Below are 17466 nucleotides of genomic sequence, written 5' to 3' on the forward strand. Positions count from 1 at the left end.
TATTATAACAAAATCCTTACAAGCTTCAAGCTATATTCGTCACTTATCGAAACACACCTAAAAAAAAACTCTCAGCCGTAAAACATCCTACGGTCCAAGAGTCTGTGTATGTCATTATTGAGCGTTTGACATTTCTTTCTTATAAAGAGACTTCACTTCTTCAAAAGCCCCCGGTTCTATCGATTCAAGTTTCTCTCTCACCATTTTAAGTGAGGTTTCATAGTTATATTCATCCAGGAACAAGGCTTCACTGTACTTGATCGTTTCCATGACTCCAGGATAGTCTTCTTTGTATCGATAGAGACGCTGACTTGTCAATTCAGTAAGTAACGCATTGTCTACTGTCTCTTCTGTTTTATCTGCCAGATGCTCGATATCTTCATCACTAAGGGCATGAAGACGAGTCACTTCTTCTAGATCCAATCTTGGTCTGGCTAATTCCACTGACAACTGTTCAAGATGATCCGTTGTGTAAAAGAATAGGTCAAGATAATCATCCGGCAGCCCAGGAAGGTGTTTTCCCTGAATATATCTCTTCATCTCTCTCAGCGCATGCTCCATCTCTTCCAAATCTTTTTTGATTTCTTTTTCTTTATCACGGTAAGCATACAAACTCTCTGACAATGTATCGTAAGAATGTGAGAGGTTTTCCAGTTGACTAAAGGCTTGGAGCAGCAGTTCTTCAGCATCTGAATAAGCGATACTATTTTTTTCGATTTGTTCGGTCAGGCTTGCTACTACGTTTTTCTGTTCCTGCATCGCATTGTTCATTTCACCATAAGTTTCCTGTTCTCCCTGATAAAGCTGGTAGCTCTGTCCGATACGATCGATCTCAAGACTTAATTCCTTGCTCTGATTTGTAACGTAATAAATGATCTTTGGTAATTTTCTCAAAAGTTTTTCAAGCGAGTACTTGGCATTGATTTCTTTTTCCATAGCATCATACAGCTCATCAATAATCTGTTCTACATTGGCTTGTTCAGATTCTATTTCTTCTAATTCAAGTTGAGCAAGCAGACCTTTCAACTGGACGATTTTAGTTGACAGTTGACTGATATGTTCTTCAATATCAAAAGATTCTGGGAAAATATAATCCTGTTCGATCAGCTTTTCGTATCCTTCTTTAATTTCCTCAAGCTGTTTCTCATAATCATTCTCGATCTTACTGTTGAGTTCCGGTATGGAAACTATCATAGCTTCCATTTCTGTCAACCGGGATTCCAGCTGATTGACCACTTTTTTAGCTTCTTCATGGTCACCGGAAGCAGTTAAATCAGAAAACGAAGTGAAGAGATTTTCCATTACACCCAACCTATCTTCCAGGCTGTTGATCGATTCACCAAATGTAAAGCTCTTCGCCAATAATTCTTTCCTTACTTTATGATAACGTTTTTTGATCGAATCAATTTTTCGCAGATTTGCCTGTTCTCTCTGTAAAAGTTCATCCATTTTTTCAGAGGTGAGCAGGATATTTTCCTCAGTCTCTTTCAGTAATTCCTCAGCCTTCTGTTCGCTTTTGGTGGACTGGTTGAAACGGTACCGGTCCGTTGCCTGTTCAGCATCAAACAAGTGCGATTCGACAGCCGGGAGATTCTTGCCCTCAATAATATTGACGTCAGCTATGACACTGTCAGCGACTTCTTTTGACTGGCCTGTAATCATCATTTTGTCTAAAGTCCGGATCTTGTCCGAAGGCATTTTAGAATACAACTCTTTTTTTATGCGATCCAGCTCATCGATTCTCTCGTAATGTTTCTTTCTGATAAAATATGTAACGGTATAGATCAATATAGCAAGTATAACAATACTTAATGTAATGATTAATTCAACTGTCATTCTTTCGCCTCCAACACATCTTTGCCTTTTATGGCATTCTCACTCTTTTGTCTAGTATATCAAACTTAAGTGAATTATGTTATACTAGCAAGCAAATTAAATAAATTTAATAGAGAAAGGATTAACTTATGTCGAACGAAATCAAATACATGCTGAATAAACAACTGGCGGCCATTATAGCAGACGAAACAAATATGATCGCAAATCTGAGTAACGCCTCTGCACTCCTCTCAGAACAGTTTTCAAATATCAACTGGGCAGGTTTTTACCTGTGGGATGAAAATGATAATGAACTGATTCTTGGCCCCTTCCAGGGAAAAGTAGCCTGTATCAGGATCAAAGAAGGCGACGGCGTCTGTGGAACAGCTTTGAAAGAACAGCGTTCACTTATCGTCGACGATGTTCACCTTTTCCCTGGTCATATCGCCTGTGACGCGGCAAGTCAGTCTGAAATCGTTGTGCCTATGATAAAAGACGGAAAGAAAATTGGTGTCTTGGATATGGATGCACCGGTTAAAAACCGCTTCACAGAAGAGGACCGTTTAATGTTGGAAGAATTTGTCAGTGTATTATTGCAGCACCTGCATATCTAAATGACCTGTCGTTTCTTACTATTACGTGTAATCTGACTAGAAAAAATGAAAATATAAAAAGACCGAAAGAATCTTCTGTAAAAGAGAGATTTCTTTTGGTCTTTTTATATCCATTATCGGTTCTGCCTCCATTTTTTCAGTGAATAGTCGAGTTCAGGACGTCCGTAAATTGCTGTACTTCACTTTTTCACTGAATCGTTGAGTTCAGACCGTTCAAAAAGTGCTGTACTCCACTTTTTCAGAAAATAGTTAAGTTCAGGACGTTTATCATGTGCTGAACTTGATTCTTCCATAAAAAAATTCAAGTCACTAATCCAACCTGCTAAACAAGACTTCTTCTTTATTAAGATAGTTATTTTAAGATGATAAAACTAGTTTAGCTATCCTGCTGGCTCAAAAAAAGGCTGAGACATTTGAATGTCTCAGCCTTTTCATTATTATCTTGTCTTTTATTATCTGTTGTAGTACTCAACGATAAATGCTTCTTCGATTTCAGCAGGCATTTCTTCACGTAATGGTAAACGTGTAAGTGTTCCTTCTAATTTTTCATCATCGAATGAAATAAAGTCCGGACGACCAAATAATGATTCGACAGATTCTTTGATGATTTTCATGTCTCTAGATTTTTCTCTAACACCAACGACATCATTAACTGATACGCGGAATGATGGGATATCAACGCGTTTACCGTTAACAGTGATGTGTCCGTGGTTTACTAATTGACGTGCTTGACGACGAGTTGTTGCCAGACCAAGTCTGTAAACGACGTTGTCCAGACGTTGTTCAAGTAAGATCATGAAGTTGACACCGTGTTTTCCTTCACGAATTTTACCTGCTTCTGTAAACAAGTTAAAGAATTGACGTTCATTTAATCCATACATGAAACGTAATTTTTGTTTTTCTTTTAATTGTAGTCCGTATTCTGATAATTTGATACGGGCTGTAGGTCCGTGTTGACCAGGTGCGTAAGGACGACGTGCGATTTCTTTACCAGTTCCTGTTAAAGAAATACCTAAACGTCTTGATTTTTTCCATGATGGTCCTGTATATCTTGACATAATAAAATTCCTCCATTGTTATAGTATATGGAGTAAAATAACGTGTGAAAGCTCAGTAATACGTGCAGTTTCTTTTCAATCTTCACCTTTGCAGCCGCTGGTTACACAATTGAGCTCATAACTAACATGGCAAGAAACTGTTGACGCGGTTACCACTTTCTGCTGCGGTATTTTACACAACTTCTAGTATACCTGTATTAAACCGATTAGTCAACACACAATAGTCTTCTAATTAAAGAACCTCTCAAAACCAGAAGTGTATCTGATTTTGAGAGGTTTCTTTTTAATCATTCAAATAGTGTCTGGACCTAGAATCTTAACAGAGCAGCGATACCTGTATCTGATGGCATGCTGGCCGTTTCCAGTACATATACCTGACCGTTCGTTTTCAAAACGTTGTGGACAAGCTGATTGACGTAAATATTCGTTTCCGTACCTTCGTGGTATTGTCCATTCTCATCGATACGACCATGTACCTGATAATGGTCTTCCAGTAGTAGTGTATCGATTTTCCCTTGAATGCTCGCCATTGCCAAGTCAGCATACTGGGCACCAAGCTTGAATTCCGGTGTGGTTTCTTCGTAACGGTCTACCAGTTTCTGGTAGCGTCTATTGACGATTTCATTCACGACTTCACTGGTTTTATCCTGTATGTCGTTGACGGAAAGTTGGGCTGGTGAAGCTTCAACTTTTGTGTCATCCAGAAATTCATTTTTGGATATTTTTTCAAAATCAGCAATATTTTCAGGTAAAGCAAACAGTACTAGTGGGAGTTCAGTTGGTTTAGAAAAATTCTCATAAATATATTTGTCAACTGCTCTGAAGTAGTTTACCTGATCGATTTCCACCTCGTTGCTTTTCTCATTGTGACCGTGGAACATACCTGTTCCTGCACCGCCAGCATAATCAGCAACATTCAATGCGCCGCCTGTCAGCTCTTCACCCAATGCTTTAGTCAATGTCGTTGGTGCATCTTCAGGCAATTCAATTTCCTGAACTTTATTACCGCGACCATTGAACAATCTGAATTTATCATGATTCAGGCACAGTAAATGATAGTAACTGATGTATTGAAAGTTTGAAATCAGGGGTAAAATATAAGCCTGGTCAGATACCACTGTTCCATTGTGGACAGGGACACTTAGTCTATAGTAATACACATCATCTGGAGTAATATAGATGATTACACTATCCGTCACCTTTCTCCAGAAATCAGTATTTGTTCTAAGCCCTTCGACTTTTTCAAGTAATGAATCACAATATTTTTCGTCATATTTTTCACAGAGTTTCTCTTTAGCTTCTTTTAATAAATTTTGAAATTGAATCTGATTAGCTTCTGTTTCAAAAGAGTTTGATTCAGAGTTAAGCGATATCGATACTACGACCTCATTTTCTTGCAGAAGTTCATCAGTTGGAAATGTAAACAGTTCTTTCATGTGCTTCACCTTCCATTCATTATTTTCTTCATAACTGCCCATTTATTCAAAGCAGTTTAAGAAGAGTTCTATACTTACATCATATCTAAACAAGCAAAAAATGTCTAAAGATATGCAGAAAACTCGTGTACATAACATTAAATAATGAATCTATGACCCTTTATACCCTAATCATTATCGATCGTCCGGATGATTCCAGCCGGAACCCCCCCGATAATAACATTATCTGGAAATGATTTTTTTACGACAGCCCCGGCTGCCACAACCACATTATCGCCAAGTGTCACTCCACCGACGATGGTTGCATTTGTACCGATCCAGCAGTTGTCTCCGATCACTATCGGCCTACCGAATTCATAGCCTGAATTCCGGGCTTCTGCTTCTAATGGATGCTCTGGTGTTACTAAGCTGACTCCGGGTCCTAGCATCGCATTTTTTCCGATTCTGATCGGACAGACGTCTAGAAAGACACAATTGAAATTGGCATAGAAATTTTCTCCTACATGGATGTTCTGTCCATAGTCCGTTCTGAAAGTCGGTTCCACTGTGATGTTTTCTCCTGTACTCCCGAACAGTTCTTTAATGATTTCCTGTCTCTCCTGATCTGTCTCCGCACGGTTAAATGCCTGCGCCTTCAGATGAGCAGCCCTTCTTTCTGTTACTAATTGCTGGTCATCAGGTCTGTACATTTCTCCGCCGGTCATTTTTTCTTTTTCAGTTTTCATTTTCTCTCCTCTTCTTGATAAAGATCCAGTAATTCCTTATATACAGGAAGGAGGACATCCAAGGTCTCTTTAAAGAATGTTTCCTGTTTTTCGCCATCCCCCAGCACGTCGTTATCCGGTCTGATGATACGTCCCAGCATGATCTCGCCTTTTTTAACTTTGACCAGGCGGTGCAGCGTTTTTTCGATCATCTCTTCTTCTGCTTTGTTTACGGCTGTCTTGGTATGATCTCCGGAGACATAGTAATCTTCGGGCAGATCATTCCACAACGCAGGATGAGATAAAAGATACTGGGCCATCAGTTTTTCATGTTTGGGGTTATCGATCAGCGAAAGAAACATAAAAATATACTCTTCATTGATACCGATCTGGATATGCGGGTATTTTTTATATCCGCGCTTATTGCCTCCTAGAGCGCTCCAAGTTGATTCGGGTGGGTTTGTTGTGCGTCTTCTATGTTGTGCTATATGAAAGCTTCCTTCAAAACCGGTGTATTTATTTACATGATCTATGTAAGTATCACCGAAATGCTGGAACACTGGCTGGATAGATTCTCTGATGACATGCATCCGTTCGTCCAGTCCGTTAATATCGAACAAATCAAAATCTGATTTTTCAAAATAATTTTTCATCTTATTGCCTCCTTGAGTTCACTCGCTATTGTACCAAAAAAAGAACAGACTCTCGACAAAAGGATACCGAAAGCCTGCCTGTATTATACTTGCTTATTATAAATCTATTAAATTGCTTAGTTTACCAGAGAAATAAATTCCAGTACGGTTTCTGCTGATTTTTTTCCAACTTTCTCGATGAATTCATCAAAGGAGAGTGAGGCTTCTTCGTCAGAAACATCAGACACAGCACGAATAACTACAAATGGAATATCAAACTGATAACAGGTTTGCGCTATCGCGGCGCCTTCCATTTCAGTTACCAGGACATCAGTAAACTGTTCCCGGATCTCCGCGACTTTTTTACGGTCACTGATAAAGGAATCCCCTGTGACGATTAGTCCTTCTTTAATGGTCCAGTTCTTCTTTAGAGCGGCCTGCTTGAAAACTTCCACGAGTGGCTGATCTGATGTATATCTGCTGGGCATTTGTGGTATCTGACCAAAATCATATCCAAAAGCCCGGGCATCTGCATCGTTATATGAGAGCTCTCTTGAGATGACCAGATCTTCCACTGTCAATCCGTCTCCGATTCCACCTGCAGATCCTGTGTTAATGACAGCCTCCACTTTATACACTTCGATCAATAATGTCGCTGCAATGGCGGCATTGACTTTCCCGATACCGGATCGCACAAGGACGATCGGAACATCATTGATTTTCCCTTCATAAAAATGCTGATTTGCTTTGGTCGTTTCCTTAGGACTTTCTAGTTTACTGATGATTTCACGTGCTTCTTGTTCCATAGCAGCAATGATACCGATTTTCATATTATACCTTCCTCGTCTATTATATAAAGAAAACATAGGACAAAACGATCAGCAGCAGTAATGCGACAATGATGATCGCCAGGTTCAGACGCTTTTCAACCAGTCGATACCTGTCCATTTCTTTTGACCGCTTTTTAGCTGTACGTCCCGTTTTATTCAGTTTCCTTTCTTTGTTCTTCTTCTCTTTTCTTTTTTTCCTGCTTATTTTCTTTCTTTCTTTTTTTTTTATCTTTTCTTCTTCTTTCTTTTGTATTCTTGATGACATGATTATTTCCCTAGCTCTCTTTCTAATTTTTTCATTTTCCAGTAAAACAGGGCAAAAACAGTCTTCGAATCTCTCAGCAAACCCTTATGATAAAACTCCCAGGCTTCATCATAAGTTGCGATAACCACTTCGACCGTCTCGTCTTCATCCAGGCTCAAGGGATTCTCAGCCAGATATAAACCAGTGGCTTCATATATCTCTAAAAATTCATCAGTGAAACCCGGAGTACTGTAAAAAGACGTGATGAATTTCCAGTTTTTCGCGTTATAACCCGTTTCTTCTTCCAGCTCGCGTTTGGCGGTCTCCAATCCGTCGCCGTCAGTTTTATCCTTTAATCCAGCCGGTATCTCAATACTCAACTGATCGATAGCCTTGCGGTACTGTTTAACTAATATCAGTTCACCTGCCTCGGTAAAAGGCAGAACAGCTGCAGCACCGTCATGACGAACGATCTCTCTCTGAGACATTTCTCCGTTTGGCAGTTTCACGTCCTCGACAATATATTCAGTCACATTTCCTTTGTATATCGATGTACTCTTTATTGTTTCTTCGTAGAACTCCATGAAGTCATCTCCTTAGTTATATTTTTTATCATAACTTATTTACTTAAGATTTTCATCCTGTTTTGAATTTTAACTTTATAAATCCATCTAAGGTCTTATATAAAAAAATTCATCATTTATGATATTATTAGGGTAGAAGAAATTTATCACTTAAATGGAATGGAGGATTTAAATGAAACAATCAAATACACGCTTAAACTTAACTTACGCGTTCATCTTATTTATAATCATGTTCATCTTTTTACTGCTGGTGGGGTTTGAAGTCAATATCCTGATTTCCTTTTTATTGAGCATCGGGATCGGTGTACTGCTGTTAAACGTTTTGACTAAAAACTCTCGAGGAAATACTAAAGAAAAGCTTCCCCGGCTGACTAAAGAAAAGCTTCCCCGGCTGACTAAAGAAAAGGAAGAATTCTATTCTTCAAAAGGATTATCGAAAGAAGATATCGATTATTTCAGACGCACAATGTTTCAGGCTCAACAACAGATCATCACTATTGAACAGAATATGCAGCGATCCGGAAAACTGAGAGCGATCGAACACCGCAACAATACTGTCTCACTGGCCAAGGAATTATTTAAAAACATCACGCAGGAGCCAAACAGACTGCATGATGTCGATAAATTTCTTTACGTCCATCTCCCTTCACTGGCAGATCTATCTGAAAAATATGTCGAAATCGAAGGGCATAAAGCTAAAAGCAAAACCACCTACGATATTCTTGAAAAGTCAGCAAATACAATTGACAAGATGTGTGAACTGATTGCTGAAGATTATGTAAAATTTAAAGCAGATGATATTCAGGATATGTCAGTGGAAGTAGAATTAGCAAAACGTACGTTCAATAAAGACAAATCAGATGACCAGATATTCGATAAAACGATATAAAGTGACGATCAGCTTATCCAACAGACTACTTATAAGAGGTGCAAACTATGTCAACTAATCATGAAAATCAGTTTGATACTCAAAAATCTGCAGAAATCGATGATTTACTGGCCGACCCCTTCGGCTCTGAACAGTCCGGGATCAATGAATCAAAAAAAACAAAACAGCCTTTGGTAAAAAAGACTGAATCAAAAAAAGTCATCGATACACTCAGCGAACAGCGCAGGAACCAGGCCTATGAGCTGGCTAAACAGATCGATATATCAGACACAGATTCACTACTCAATTATGGTGCTCAGGCGCAGCAGAAATTGGGCGAATTTTCTCACAGTGTTTTAAATCATGTTCAGAATCAGGAAACCAATCATATTGGAGAAACACTTAACGATTTGATGTTCCGCTTGAATGAAGCCGACCCAAATGAACTGAAGGCTGAGAACAAGAATCTCTTCAAAAAAATATTCAGAAAAATCAATCGGTCGATCTACGAAACCACAGCCAAGTATCAGAAGATCGGTGCCCAGGTCGATAAGATAGCCGTCAAGCTCGATAAAGAGCGAGAACTGCTTTTAAAAGACAACGAAATGCTTGAAGAACTGTACGACAATAACTACGATTACTTTGAAGCGCTGAATGTGTATATTGCTGCCGGCGAAGTCAAGATGGAAGAACTGCAGAACGAGATCATCCCAAAAGCCATTGAACATGCTGAGACCAGCAATAATCAGATGGACGTTCAAAAAGTCAATGACTTGAACCAATTTCAAAATCGTCTGGATAAACGTGTGTATGACTTGAAAACAGCACGTCAGATGACTATTCAGCAGGCACCGCAGATTCGTCTTATCCAGAACACGAATCAGGCTTTATCCGAGAAAATACAGACTTCGATCAACACAGCTATTCCTTTATGGAAAAATCAGATCGTGGTGGCTTTGACTCTTCTTCGACAAAAAGAAGCTGTCACAGCACAGAGACAAGTGTCTGAGACCACCAATGATCTCTTGACGAAAAATTCTGAAATGCTCAAACAGTCTTCTATCGAAACAGCAAGAGAAAACGAACGCAGTATTATCGATATCGAAACGCTTGAAAAGACACAGTCAGATTTAGTGGAAACGCTGGAAGAAACCTTGAACATACAAAAAGAAGGACGTTCAAAACGTAAAGAGGCTGAAGTGCAGCTTACCCAACTGGAAAGCCGCTTGAGAGATCAGTTGCTCAAACTCACTGAACCTAGTGATACCAATAATCAGTAAATCAATAAGTCAAAATATTTGAACAAAATGTGACAGTGTCCTATACTTTATTTGTAAGATCATAATAAAGAAAGAGGAGAGATAAGTATGTTAGGATTTATTTGGTCACTTATAGTTGGAGGCATCATTGGTGCAATCGGCCAGGCTATTGTTGGTACCGATGTTCCAGGCGGTATTATTGGTAACATTATTATAGGTTTCATCGGTGCATGGGCAGGACATGCTTTGTTCCAGTGGGGTCCGGAAATAGCTAATTTTTATATTATACCAGCTATCGTCGGCGCGATCCTGATCGTATTCTTGTATGACCTGATTGCCAGCCGTTTATAATCTTTTCCAATTACTAAAAAAGACTTCCTCGTTTTGAGGAAGTCTTTTTCTTTTATATTTTATTTACGTTTGCAGCTTGAGGGCCTCTTTCGCCGTCAACGATTTCAAATTCTACTGCCTGGCCGTCATCTAATGACTTGTAGCCTTCGCTGTTGATTGCGCTGAAATGAACAAAGACATCTTCCTGTCCTTCAACTTCAATAAAACCGAAACCTTTTTCTGCATTAAACCACTTTACTGTACCTTCAACCATTGTATATCCTCCCAAAAATATATTGCAACAGACATGAAACATGATACAAATGTATTATATCGTCTTTTTCACTTTCTATCACAATCAAATTATACAAAAGAAACCGTTTTATTTCAATACATTAATGCATAAAAAAAGAACATTTCCTGTTAATTCAACAGGAAATGTTCCACTACAGTTTAATTGTTGTTCAACACTTCAGGATAATGTTCTTCACAAATATCATGACAACGCTGGCACAGGTATTCATCTTCAGAAAGCTTGATGCTGTCTTCAGTTGTTATACGGCAGCGTGTACATACGTCTCCCTGCATTCTTTCTACAAGGATCGATACATTTTCAAAATCTAAAATGCGTTCGTCTTCAGGTTTCTCTTCTAAATCTTTAATGTTGATTTCAGAAGCGATCAGTATTTGTCTGATATCACTATTCAGGCTATCCAGCAGATTTTTCACAGACTGTGATGCATAAATCGTCGTTTTTGCTTCAAAATCTTTACCGATGATTTTATTTTCACGTGCTACTTCGTTTGCTTTCAATACGTTATCCCGCAGCGACATGAATCGGCTCCACTGATCCAGAAGTTCTTTTGAGTTGTCATATTCTTTAACTTCCGGGAATTCGGCTAACTGAACATAGCTTTCCTCTTCTTCAAGATAGCTCCAGATTTCTTCAGCTGTATGAGGCAGGATCGGAGTAAGCAGTTTAGTCAGATCTCTAACGATATGATAAAAGACAGTCTGCATTGCTCGTCTGTCATACGCTTCCGGTGCATCGATATAAAGGATATCTTTTGCAAAGTTTGCATAGAAATTAGAGACGTCCAGGGTCAGGAAATGATTGATTTCTTTAAAGATATCTGAGAAATTGTAACGTTCGTAACCGTCGATCACATGTTCAACAGTTAGATTGAGTTTATTCATTAGATACTGGTCTACAGGTCTTAAGTCTTCGTAGGCAATGCCATCTTTATTGAAATCAAAGTCCTCTGTATTTTGAATCAGGAATCGGATCGTGTTTCTGATTTTTCTATAGACTTCTGATACTTGTTTCAGGATATCCATACTTACTCTGACATCCGCTTGCGTATCGACACTCGACACCCATAACCGGATCAAATCGGCACCCATCTGTTTGATCACCTTGTTTGGATCAATGACATTCCCGATGGATTTACTCATTTTCTTGCCGGCACCATCCAGGACCATGCCTTGTGACAAGACTGATTTGTACGGTGGTACCCCGTTTATGGCTACTGAAGTCGTTAGACTGGAGTTGAACCATCCTCGGTACTGGTCGGACCCTTCCAGATACATATCCGCCGGAAATTCCAGATTATCCCGCTGACGAAGCACTGCATGGTGGGATGATCCAGAATCAAACCAGACATCCATGATGTCGGTCTCTTTTTCAAACTGGCCGTTAGGACTGGACGGATGCTCAAATCCTTCAGGCAGAAGGTCTTTAGCTTCTCTTTCAAACCAGACATTAGACCCATGTTCCGCAAACAATTCAGCAACATGTTCAGTTAATTCTGGCGTAATGATCGGTTCGCCGTTTTCACCATAGAAAATAGGCAGTGGGACTCCCCAGGCACGTTGTCGCGATATGACCCAGTCGCCACGATCTCTGACCATGTTATAGATACGCTGCATGCCCCAAGGCTGCAACCAGTCTACCTCTTCGACAGCTTCAAGAATATCTTGCCTGAAATCTTTGATCGAAGCAAACCATTGTGGTGTCGCTCTGAAGATGACCGGTTTTTTAGTACGCCAGTCATGCGGATAACTATGCGTGAAGAAATCGAGTTTCAATAGCGCATTATTTTCATCCAGCCATTCAGTGATCGTCTTATTTGCTTTATCATAGAAGATTCCCTCTAATCCAGGCGCTTCATCTGTAAACAATCCTTTTCCGTCAACTGGCGAAAGGACTGGCAGATCGTAGTTCTGACAGACGATATAGTCATCTTCACCATGTCCGGGAGCAGTGTGGACTAAGCCCGTACCATCTTCCAATGTAACGTGGTCTCCCAAGATCAGCAGTGAGTCTCTGTCATAGAATGGATGACTGGCCGTGATGCCTTCCAGGTCTTTACCAGGAATTTCTTTTACCAGTTTTACCTCGTTCCACTCCAGCGTTTCAGCTACTTTATCTGCAAGCTCAGCTGCAACGACGAATTTTCTACCGTCCGCTTTATAGACACCGTAAGTGGCATCGGGTTTTACAGCAATAGCTAAGTTAGCCGGCAGTGTCCACGGTGTCGTCGTCCAGATTACGAAAGATGTGTCATTGTCAAGGACAGACTTGCCATCGTTGACATTAAAGGCTACATAGATATTTGGAGAACGTACATCATGATATTCGATTTCCGCTTCAGCCAGTGCAGATTCACTTGAAGGAGACCAGTATATAGGTTTCAATCCTCTGTAGATATAACCTTTTTCTGCCATTTTTCCGAATACACGGATCTGTTCCGCTTCATAATCTTTCGTTAGCGTCACATAAGGATTGTCCCATTCCCCGGCCACACCTAAGCGTTTAAAGTCATCACGCTGTTTATTGATCTGCTTCCAGGCATAGTCTTCACAGAGTTTTCTGAACTCCGCCACAGACATTGATTTTCTGTCCACCCCTGTATTTGTAAGGGCCTGTTCAATAGGTAGTCCGTGTGTATCCCATCCTGGTACATATGGTGAACGGAAACCTGACATAGACTTGTATCTGACAATAATATCTTTTGAAATTTTATTCAACGCATGACCGATATGGATATTTCCATTCGCATAAGGAGGTCCGTCATGCAGGATAAAAGAAGGTTTGTCTTTGTTCAGTTCCTGTCTCTGGCCGTAAATATCCTGTTCTTTCCATTCCTGTTGTCTTTCTGGTTCTTTATTTGGTAAATTTGCCCGCATTGGAAACTTCGTTTTAAGCAAATTCAAGGTTTCTTTCATTTCCATTTCATCACCCTCGATTTTAAATTTTTTGATGCAAAAAAAAGATCCCATCCGGAAGGACGAAATCTTCGTGGTACCACCTTAGTTTGAAAAGTTTATTAACTTTTCCTCAGTCCTTTAACGCGGGAAAGCGCGAATAACTACTTTATTCATTATCCGTTAACTTGAATGATCGATCAAAGTTTCCACTTGTCAAAATCTCAGCATTATTTGACTCTCTGTAAAGCTTTCACTAAAAAAGGTGGTTCAAGATTCTTTTATTTATTCTGTTATGGAAGTTCAACTGCCGGCGTCATGCCTTCTTCATATTCTTCTTCCACGGACACTGAAGGTTCAGAGTCATGTTTTAGATCTGCAGTTTCTTCGCCGTCTTTTTCATCCAGTTCTTTTTTCACTTCTTTGATTGTTTCTATTTCAGGCTGTTCTGAAGCGGGTGGCTGTAAAATATCATCCCACTCTTCTTTTTTTACTAACTCCAATTGAGATTCTATCATTAATTGAAGCCTTTGTCTAAAGATTCTGCTCTGTTTTCTAAGCTCTTCTGTTTCCTGTTCGATTTTGCGTGCTTTATTCACTGCATCTTTCAATAGCTCATCTGCATTGTTTTCAGCATCATGTTTCAGGTTAGACGCTTCTGTATTTGCTTCTTTTGCAATCATTTCAGCTTCTTTTTCAGCATTGAGTTTTAATCTGTCCGCCGCTTCCTGAGCTACAAGGATCGATTTATTCAAAGAATCATGCATCTGATCATAATTAGCCAGTTTTTCTTCTGCCAGATCCAACTTTTTCTCTGTCTCTTTTTTCTGTTTTAAAAGCATTTCATACTCTTTGATGATCTGATCAAGATAGTCGTTGACTTCATCCTGGTCATATCCTCTCATTCTCACTGGAAACTCTTTGTTATGTATATCCATTGGTGTTAACGCCATGGAATGACACCTCCATAATTATTTTATTCCAAGATCTATTGATTCCTGATTCAAATATCATTTAAAACTTACGATTTATCTGTTCCGATCAAGCACACCTAGTTTAAGCCTGATTTTCTCTTTTTTTGTTTTTCCTTCTATCGCTTCTATTCGTATCCGGCCATATCCTCGGATAGAGACGACATCATGTATATCTAAAATGATATCCGGTCTTTCTGTCTCATTCCAGTTTACTTTGACTTTGTTTGAAGAGATAAGTTCCTTTGACTTTTGTCTGGACACATTGAAGACACCTGCCAATACAACGTCAAGCCTTAATGAAGAAACGATTTCAAGTCGCTCGTCCCAGGAGTCTTTAGGCATAAGGATAGCCGTATACGGAACTTCTTCGAGCTGTACAGTGATATTGTCGATTTTAGTCAAGGACGTGAGCAGGTACTGCATGATAGACGCATCTGCAAAAAACTGCCAGTCTTCTCCATCTGAGATAATATCACCGATCATTTCCCGCTTGATGCCTGTCCCCATAAGTGTGCCTAAAATCTTTCCATGAGACAATTCGGCAAACTTTTTAGGGTACCGGATCTCGGTGATTTTGATTTCATAATCCTCCTGTTTAGGATCGAAATAGGAAGGTGATAGAAACAGCCTTTTTCTTTCAGCTGTTTCATACCCGCCAAAGGCCTCAGCCTTTACTTCACTGTGCTGACCTATGATCGCTTCCACGATATACTGTTCCCTTGGATCTAAAAAGGGAGTGAGATAGGGAGAATACTGAAATTCCACCTGCTGGACCCAGTCCATTACCTGATCGATAAAGTATTTTTCGTCTTCTCTAAAGTGCTGGTATAGTTCTTCCATTCATTCATCATCCAATCTTAAATCAAGAGATTGAAAATAAGCTGAAATACAGCAGTCACACCGTACTCGATAAAGTTCAAGGCAAAAAATGCCACGATTCCGGCTAAGCTGATCATGCCGATAGGCGGAACGAATTGACGGAACACCCCAACGTAGGGTTCACAGATACGGATAAGAAATTGACCCAGCTTCGACTGATAGCCGCCTGGCATCCAGGACAGCAGGAAATAAACAACGAGTGCAATCCTATAAAGATCGATCCCTTGCATGACCAATCTATAGACTGCTGATAATATTTGTACTAACATAGTAACTTTTGGGACTCCATTCTAATTAAAAATCAGTATTTTTTAACGCCTGCAGTTCGGATCCATCGACTTCAAACGACTGTGGTGTACAGATGAATATCTCCTCACCCAAACGCTGAATATCTCCTTTGATGGCATAAGTCGTCCCCATCAGAAAATCCAGCATCTTCTTGGCCTGTTCTTTCTCCATCCTTCTGAAATTCAGGATAACAGATTGATTGTTCAGCAAAACATCGGCGATCGATTGAACTTCTGAGTATAAACGAGGTTCAACCACTTTGATTCTAGGTTTCTTTATAGCCTGCTGCTGATTGATCGCTACTATATTCTGATTGGATCCTTTATAGCTAACTTTTTTATTTTCCGCTGGTAAAGGAGCTGATGACTTTTTATTCTCTTTTTTCACTGGTGCGACTGGTGTTTCATAATCCATATCATCATCGGTATCATTCAGAGAAAAATAATCATTGAATTTATCCTTCAAACTCATTTATACTCTTCCTTTCAAATGGATTATTTACGTCTTCTTCTAAAGAAAGGCGGTGTATCCATTTCATCTTCGTTAGACTTGTCTTCTGCTGAATCTTCACGATCGAAGAGATTTTTAGAAGATTCTGATCTGCTTTCAGCCTTTTCATCTAAATCAGCGTTGTGACGGTCTCTTAGATTTGGTTCTTTGCGAATATCCCAATTACCGAAAGGATCTTTTTCCTGAGCGGCAGCTGGTGTCTGTCCTGATGCTTTCTGTTTTGACTGCTTGGCCTGAGAGCCTCGTTTTTCAGGATCTATGCCTGTAGCGATAACAGTGACGACCACTTCGTCACCCAGTTCTTCGTTGACTGATGTACCAAAAATGATATTGACTTCATTGGTTGCTGCAGCTGATACGATATCAGAAGCATCCTGCGCTTCAAACAATGTCAAGTCAGATCCGCCTGTAATATTCAACAGCACATTTTCTGCTCCGTCAAGAGAGACTTCAAGCAGTGGTGAAGAGATCGCTTTTTTAGTCGCTTCTGCAGTTCTATTTTCTCCAGTAGCTGTCCCGATCCCCATTAGTGCTGATCCCTGATTCTCCATGACTGTCTTGACATCAGCAAAGTCCAGGTTGACATAGCCAGGATTGGTAATCAGATCAGAGATACCTTGAACGCCTTGTCTCAGTACATTATCGGCTTCTCTGAATGCTTCCATCATCGGTGTTTTCTTGTCTACGATTTCAAGCAGTCGATTGTTGGAGATCGTGACTAAGGTGTCTACGTGTTCACGCATCGAAGCAATTCCTTCTGCAGCAAAGCGGCCTTTTTTAGGTCCTTCGAACGTGAATGGTCGCGTGATCACACCGACTGTTAAAGCACCTTGTTCCTTGGCGATACGTGCAACGATCCCGGCGGCACCTGTACCCGTACCTCCGCCCATGCCGGCGGTGACAAAGACCATGTCTGCTCCGCTCAGCGCTTCAGCCAATGCTTCTTCACTTTCTTCAGCAGATTTTCTTCCAACTTCCGGATTGGCACCGGCACCTAGTCCACGCGTCAATTTAGGTCCGAGTTGAATTTTAGTTTCCGCACTCATCATGTCCAGAGCTTGAAGGTCTGTATTTGCCACGATAAATTCAACACCCTGTACACCGTCTTCGATCATGCGATTGACAGCATTACCACCTGCTCCGCCAACGCCGATCACTTTTATTTTTGCTCCATTTGCAGCAAAAGAATCAAATTCTAAATCCATACTGTTTTATCCTCCTGTAGAAAATATAT

19 protein-coding genes are annotated in these 17466 nt (G+C 40.1%); 4 read left to right on the forward strand and 15 right to left on the reverse strand.

All coding sequences use genetic code 11. From position 1 onward, the window contains the following. Positions 1 to 114: 114 nt before the first annotated feature. On the reverse strand, positions 115 to 1836 hold the full coding sequence (locus AB4027_RS08010; protein WP_091486141.1) for a septation ring formation regulator EzrA: 1722 nt from the start codon (positions 1834 to 1836) through the stop codon (positions 115 to 117). Positions 1837 to 1964: 128 nt separating this feature from the next. On the opposite strand from AB4027_RS08010, the gene AB4027_RS08015 reads away from it, so the two are divergent. Further along, positions 1965 to 2429 carry a GAF domain-containing protein gene (locus tag AB4027_RS08015; protein WP_091486143.1) on the forward strand — a complete coding sequence of 155 codons (465 nt, stop codon included), beginning with the start codon at positions 1965 to 1967 and terminating at the stop codon, positions 2427 to 2429. 452 nt (positions 2430 to 2881) lie between these two features. Here AB4027_RS08015 and rpsD read toward each other — a convergent pair whose 3' ends face one another. The 7 genes from rpsD to AB4027_RS08050 form a co-directional block, all read right to left on the reverse strand. Next, entirely contained in the window at positions 2882 to 3487 is a 606-nt protein-coding gene (rpsD, locus tag AB4027_RS08020) for a 30S ribosomal protein S4 (RefSeq protein WP_091489117.1), read from the reverse strand. A gap of 308 nt (positions 3488 to 3795) precedes the next feature. Next, on the reverse strand, positions 3796 to 4923 hold the full coding sequence (locus tag AB4027_RS08025; RefSeq protein WP_368644945.1) for a hypothetical protein: 1128 nt from the start codon (positions 4921 to 4923) through the stop codon (positions 3796 to 3798). A gap of 167 nt (positions 4924 to 5090) precedes the next feature. Continuing rightward, on the reverse strand, positions 5091 to 5648 hold the full coding sequence (locus AB4027_RS08030) for a sugar O-acetyltransferase (protein ID WP_368644946.1): 558 nt from the start codon (positions 5646 to 5648) through the stop codon (positions 5091 to 5093). Next, the gene (locus AB4027_RS08035; RefSeq protein ID WP_368644947.1) at positions 5645 to 6280 is read right to left on the reverse strand and encodes a DUF1054 family protein; all 636 of its coding nucleotides are present in this window, start codon (positions 6278 to 6280) and stop codon (positions 5645 to 5647) included. Before AB4027_RS08035 ends, AB4027_RS08030 begins: the two co-directional genes overlap by 4 nt. 116 nt (positions 6281 to 6396) lie before the next feature. Continuing rightward, the gene (locus tag AB4027_RS08040; protein ID WP_368644948.1) at positions 6397 to 7089 is read right to left on the reverse strand and encodes a 5'-methylthioadenosine/adenosylhomocysteine nucleosidase; all 693 of its coding nucleotides are present in this window, start codon (positions 7087 to 7089) and stop codon (positions 6397 to 6399) included. A gap of 19 nt (positions 7090 to 7108) precedes the next feature. After that, on the reverse strand, positions 7109 to 7354 hold the full coding sequence (locus AB4027_RS08045) for a hypothetical protein (RefSeq protein ID WP_368644949.1): 246 nt from the start codon (positions 7352 to 7354) through the stop codon (positions 7109 to 7111). A gap of 2 nt (positions 7355 to 7356) precedes the next feature. Then, the gene (locus AB4027_RS08050) at positions 7357 to 7917 is read right to left on the reverse strand and encodes an NUDIX hydrolase (RefSeq protein WP_368644950.1); all 561 of its coding nucleotides are present in this window, start codon (positions 7915 to 7917) and stop codon (positions 7357 to 7359) included. A gap of 172 nt (positions 7918 to 8089) precedes the next feature. On the opposite strand from AB4027_RS08050, the gene AB4027_RS08055 reads away from it, so the two are divergent. The 3 genes from AB4027_RS08055 to AB4027_RS08065 all read left to right on the forward strand — a co-directional run bounded on the left by AB4027_RS08055 (position 8090) and on the right by AB4027_RS08065 (position 10395). Continuing rightward, on the forward strand, positions 8090 to 8806 hold the full coding sequence (locus AB4027_RS08055) for a 5-bromo-4-chloroindolyl phosphate hydrolysis family protein (protein ID WP_368644951.1): 717 nt from the start codon (positions 8090 to 8092) through the stop codon (positions 8804 to 8806). Between the two features lie 47 nt (positions 8807 to 8853). Beyond that, positions 8854 to 10065 carry a toxic anion resistance protein gene (locus tag AB4027_RS08060; RefSeq protein WP_368644952.1) on the forward strand — a complete coding sequence of 404 codons (1212 nt, stop codon included), beginning with the start codon at positions 8854 to 8856 and terminating at the stop codon, positions 10063 to 10065. Between the two features lie 87 nt (positions 10066 to 10152). After that, complete coding sequence (locus tag AB4027_RS08065; protein ID WP_368644953.1) at positions 10153 to 10395, forward strand: GlsB/YeaQ/YmgE family stress response membrane protein; 243 nt, start codon at positions 10153 to 10155, stop codon at positions 10393 to 10395. Between the two features lie 52 nt (positions 10396 to 10447). Here the strand turns inward: AB4027_RS08065 and AB4027_RS08070 are convergent, their stop codons facing one another. The 7 genes from AB4027_RS08070 to ftsZ all read right to left on the reverse strand — a co-directional run bounded on the left by AB4027_RS08070 (position 10448) and on the right by ftsZ (position 17437). Beyond that, positions 10448 to 10648: a cold-shock protein gene (locus AB4027_RS08070; protein WP_091489098.1), complete on the reverse strand. Its 201-nt coding sequence runs from the start codon at positions 10646 to 10648 to the stop codon at positions 10448 to 10450. A 179-nt stretch (positions 10649 to 10827) separates the two neighbouring features. After that, a complete protein-coding gene (gene ileS / locus AB4027_RS08075; RefSeq protein WP_368644954.1) occupies positions 10828 to 13608 on the reverse strand; it encodes an isoleucine--tRNA ligase in 2781 nt (926 codons plus the stop codon). Between the two features lie 266 nt (positions 13609 to 13874). Beyond that, positions 13875 to 14534: a DivIVA domain-containing protein gene (locus AB4027_RS08080; RefSeq protein WP_368644955.1), complete on the reverse strand. Its 660-nt coding sequence runs from the start codon at positions 14532 to 14534 to the stop codon at positions 13875 to 13877. 75 nt (positions 14535 to 14609) lie between these two features. Continuing rightward, on the reverse strand, positions 14610 to 15395 hold the full coding sequence (locus tag AB4027_RS08085; protein WP_368644956.1) for an RNA-binding protein: 786 nt from the start codon (positions 15393 to 15395) through the stop codon (positions 14610 to 14612). A gap of 17 nt (positions 15396 to 15412) precedes the next feature. After that, positions 15413 to 15703, reverse strand: coding sequence for a YggT family protein (locus tag AB4027_RS08090; protein WP_368644957.1), 291 nt, complete (start codon positions 15701 to 15703; stop codon positions 15413 to 15415). Between the two features lie 25 nt (positions 15704 to 15728). Then, positions 15729 to 16193 (reverse strand): cell division protein SepF, encoded by a 465-nt coding sequence (locus tag AB4027_RS08095; RefSeq protein WP_368644958.1) that lies wholly within the window; start codon positions 16191 to 16193, stop codon positions 15729 to 15731. A 23-nt stretch (positions 16194 to 16216) separates the two neighbouring features. After that, positions 16217 to 17437 carry a cell division protein FtsZ gene (ftsZ, locus tag AB4027_RS08100; RefSeq protein WP_368644959.1) on the reverse strand — a complete coding sequence of 407 codons (1221 nt, stop codon included), beginning with the start codon at positions 17435 to 17437 and terminating at the stop codon, positions 16217 to 16219. Positions 17438 to 17466 lie beyond the last annotated feature (29 nt).

The sequence above is a fragment of the Alkalibacterium putridalgicola genome, from assembly GCF_040959045.1.
Taxonomy (GTDB): Bacteria; Bacillota; Bacilli; order Lactobacillales; family Carnobacteriaceae_A; genus Alkalibacterium; species Alkalibacterium putridalgicola.

What these genes read in the sequence shown, in the direction of transcription:
- AB4027_RS08010 (WP_091486141.1), bottom strand. Translation starts at nt 1,836, where the DNA reads ATGACAGTTGAATTAATCATTACATTAAGTATTGTTATACTTGCTATA.
- AB4027_RS08015 (WP_091486143.1), top strand. Translation starts at nt 1,965, where the DNA reads ATGTCGAACGAAATCAAATACATGCTGAATAAACAACTGGCGGCCATT.
- rpsD (WP_091489117.1), bottom strand. Translation starts at nt 3,487, where the DNA reads ATGTCAAGATATACAGGACCATCATGGAAAAAATCAAGACGTTTAGGT.
- AB4027_RS08025 (WP_368644945.1), bottom strand. Translation starts at nt 4,923, where the DNA reads ATGAAAGAACTGTTTACATTTCCAACTGATGAACTTCTGCAAGAAAAT.
- AB4027_RS08030 (WP_368644946.1), bottom strand. Translation starts at nt 5,648, where the DNA reads ATGAAAACTGAAAAAGAAAAAATGACCGGCGGAGAAATGTACAGACCT.
- AB4027_RS08035 (WP_368644947.1), bottom strand. Translation starts at nt 6,280, where the DNA reads ATGAAAAATTATTTTGAAAAATCAGATTTTGATTTGTTCGATATTAAC.
- AB4027_RS08040 (WP_368644948.1), bottom strand. Translation starts at nt 7,089, where the DNA reads ATGAAAATCGGTATCATTGCTGCTATGGAACAAGAAGCACGTGAAATC.
- AB4027_RS08045 (WP_368644949.1), bottom strand. Translation starts at nt 7,354, where the DNA reads ATGTCATCAAGAATACAAAAGAAAGAAGAAGAAAAGATAAAAAAAAAA.
- AB4027_RS08050 (WP_368644950.1), bottom strand. Translation starts at nt 7,917, where the DNA reads ATGGAGTTCTACGAAGAAACAATAAAGAGTACATCGATATACAAAGGA.
- AB4027_RS08055 (WP_368644951.1), top strand. Translation starts at nt 8,090, where the DNA reads ATGAAACAATCAAATACACGCTTAAACTTAACTTACGCGTTCATCTTA.
- AB4027_RS08060 (WP_368644952.1), top strand. Translation starts at nt 8,854, where the DNA reads ATGTCAACTAATCATGAAAATCAGTTTGATACTCAAAAATCTGCAGAA.
- AB4027_RS08065 (WP_368644953.1), top strand. Translation starts at nt 10,153, where the DNA reads ATGTTAGGATTTATTTGGTCACTTATAGTTGGAGGCATCATTGGTGCA.
- AB4027_RS08070 (WP_091489098.1), bottom strand. Translation starts at nt 10,648, where the DNA reads ATGGTTGAAGGTACAGTAAAGTGGTTTAATGCAGAAAAAGGTTTCGGT.
- ileS (WP_368644954.1), bottom strand. Translation starts at nt 13,608, where the DNA reads ATGGAAATGAAAGAAACCTTGAATTTGCTTAAAACGAAGTTTCCAATG.
- AB4027_RS08080 (WP_368644955.1), bottom strand. Translation starts at nt 14,534, where the DNA reads ATGGCGTTAACACCAATGGATATACATAACAAAGAGTTTCCAGTGAGA.
- AB4027_RS08085 (WP_368644956.1), bottom strand. Translation starts at nt 15,395, where the DNA reads ATGGAAGAACTATACCAGCACTTTAGAGAAGACGAAAAATACTTTATC.
- AB4027_RS08090 (WP_368644957.1), bottom strand. Translation starts at nt 15,703, where the DNA reads ATGTTAGTACAAATATTATCAGCAGTCTATAGATTGGTCATGCAAGGG.
- AB4027_RS08095 (WP_368644958.1), bottom strand. Translation starts at nt 16,193, where the DNA reads ATGAGTTTGAAGGATAAATTCAATGATTATTTTTCTCTGAATGATACC.
- ftsZ (WP_368644959.1), bottom strand. Translation starts at nt 17,437, where the DNA reads ATGGATTTAGAATTTGATTCTTTTGCTGCAAATGGAGCAAAAATAAAA.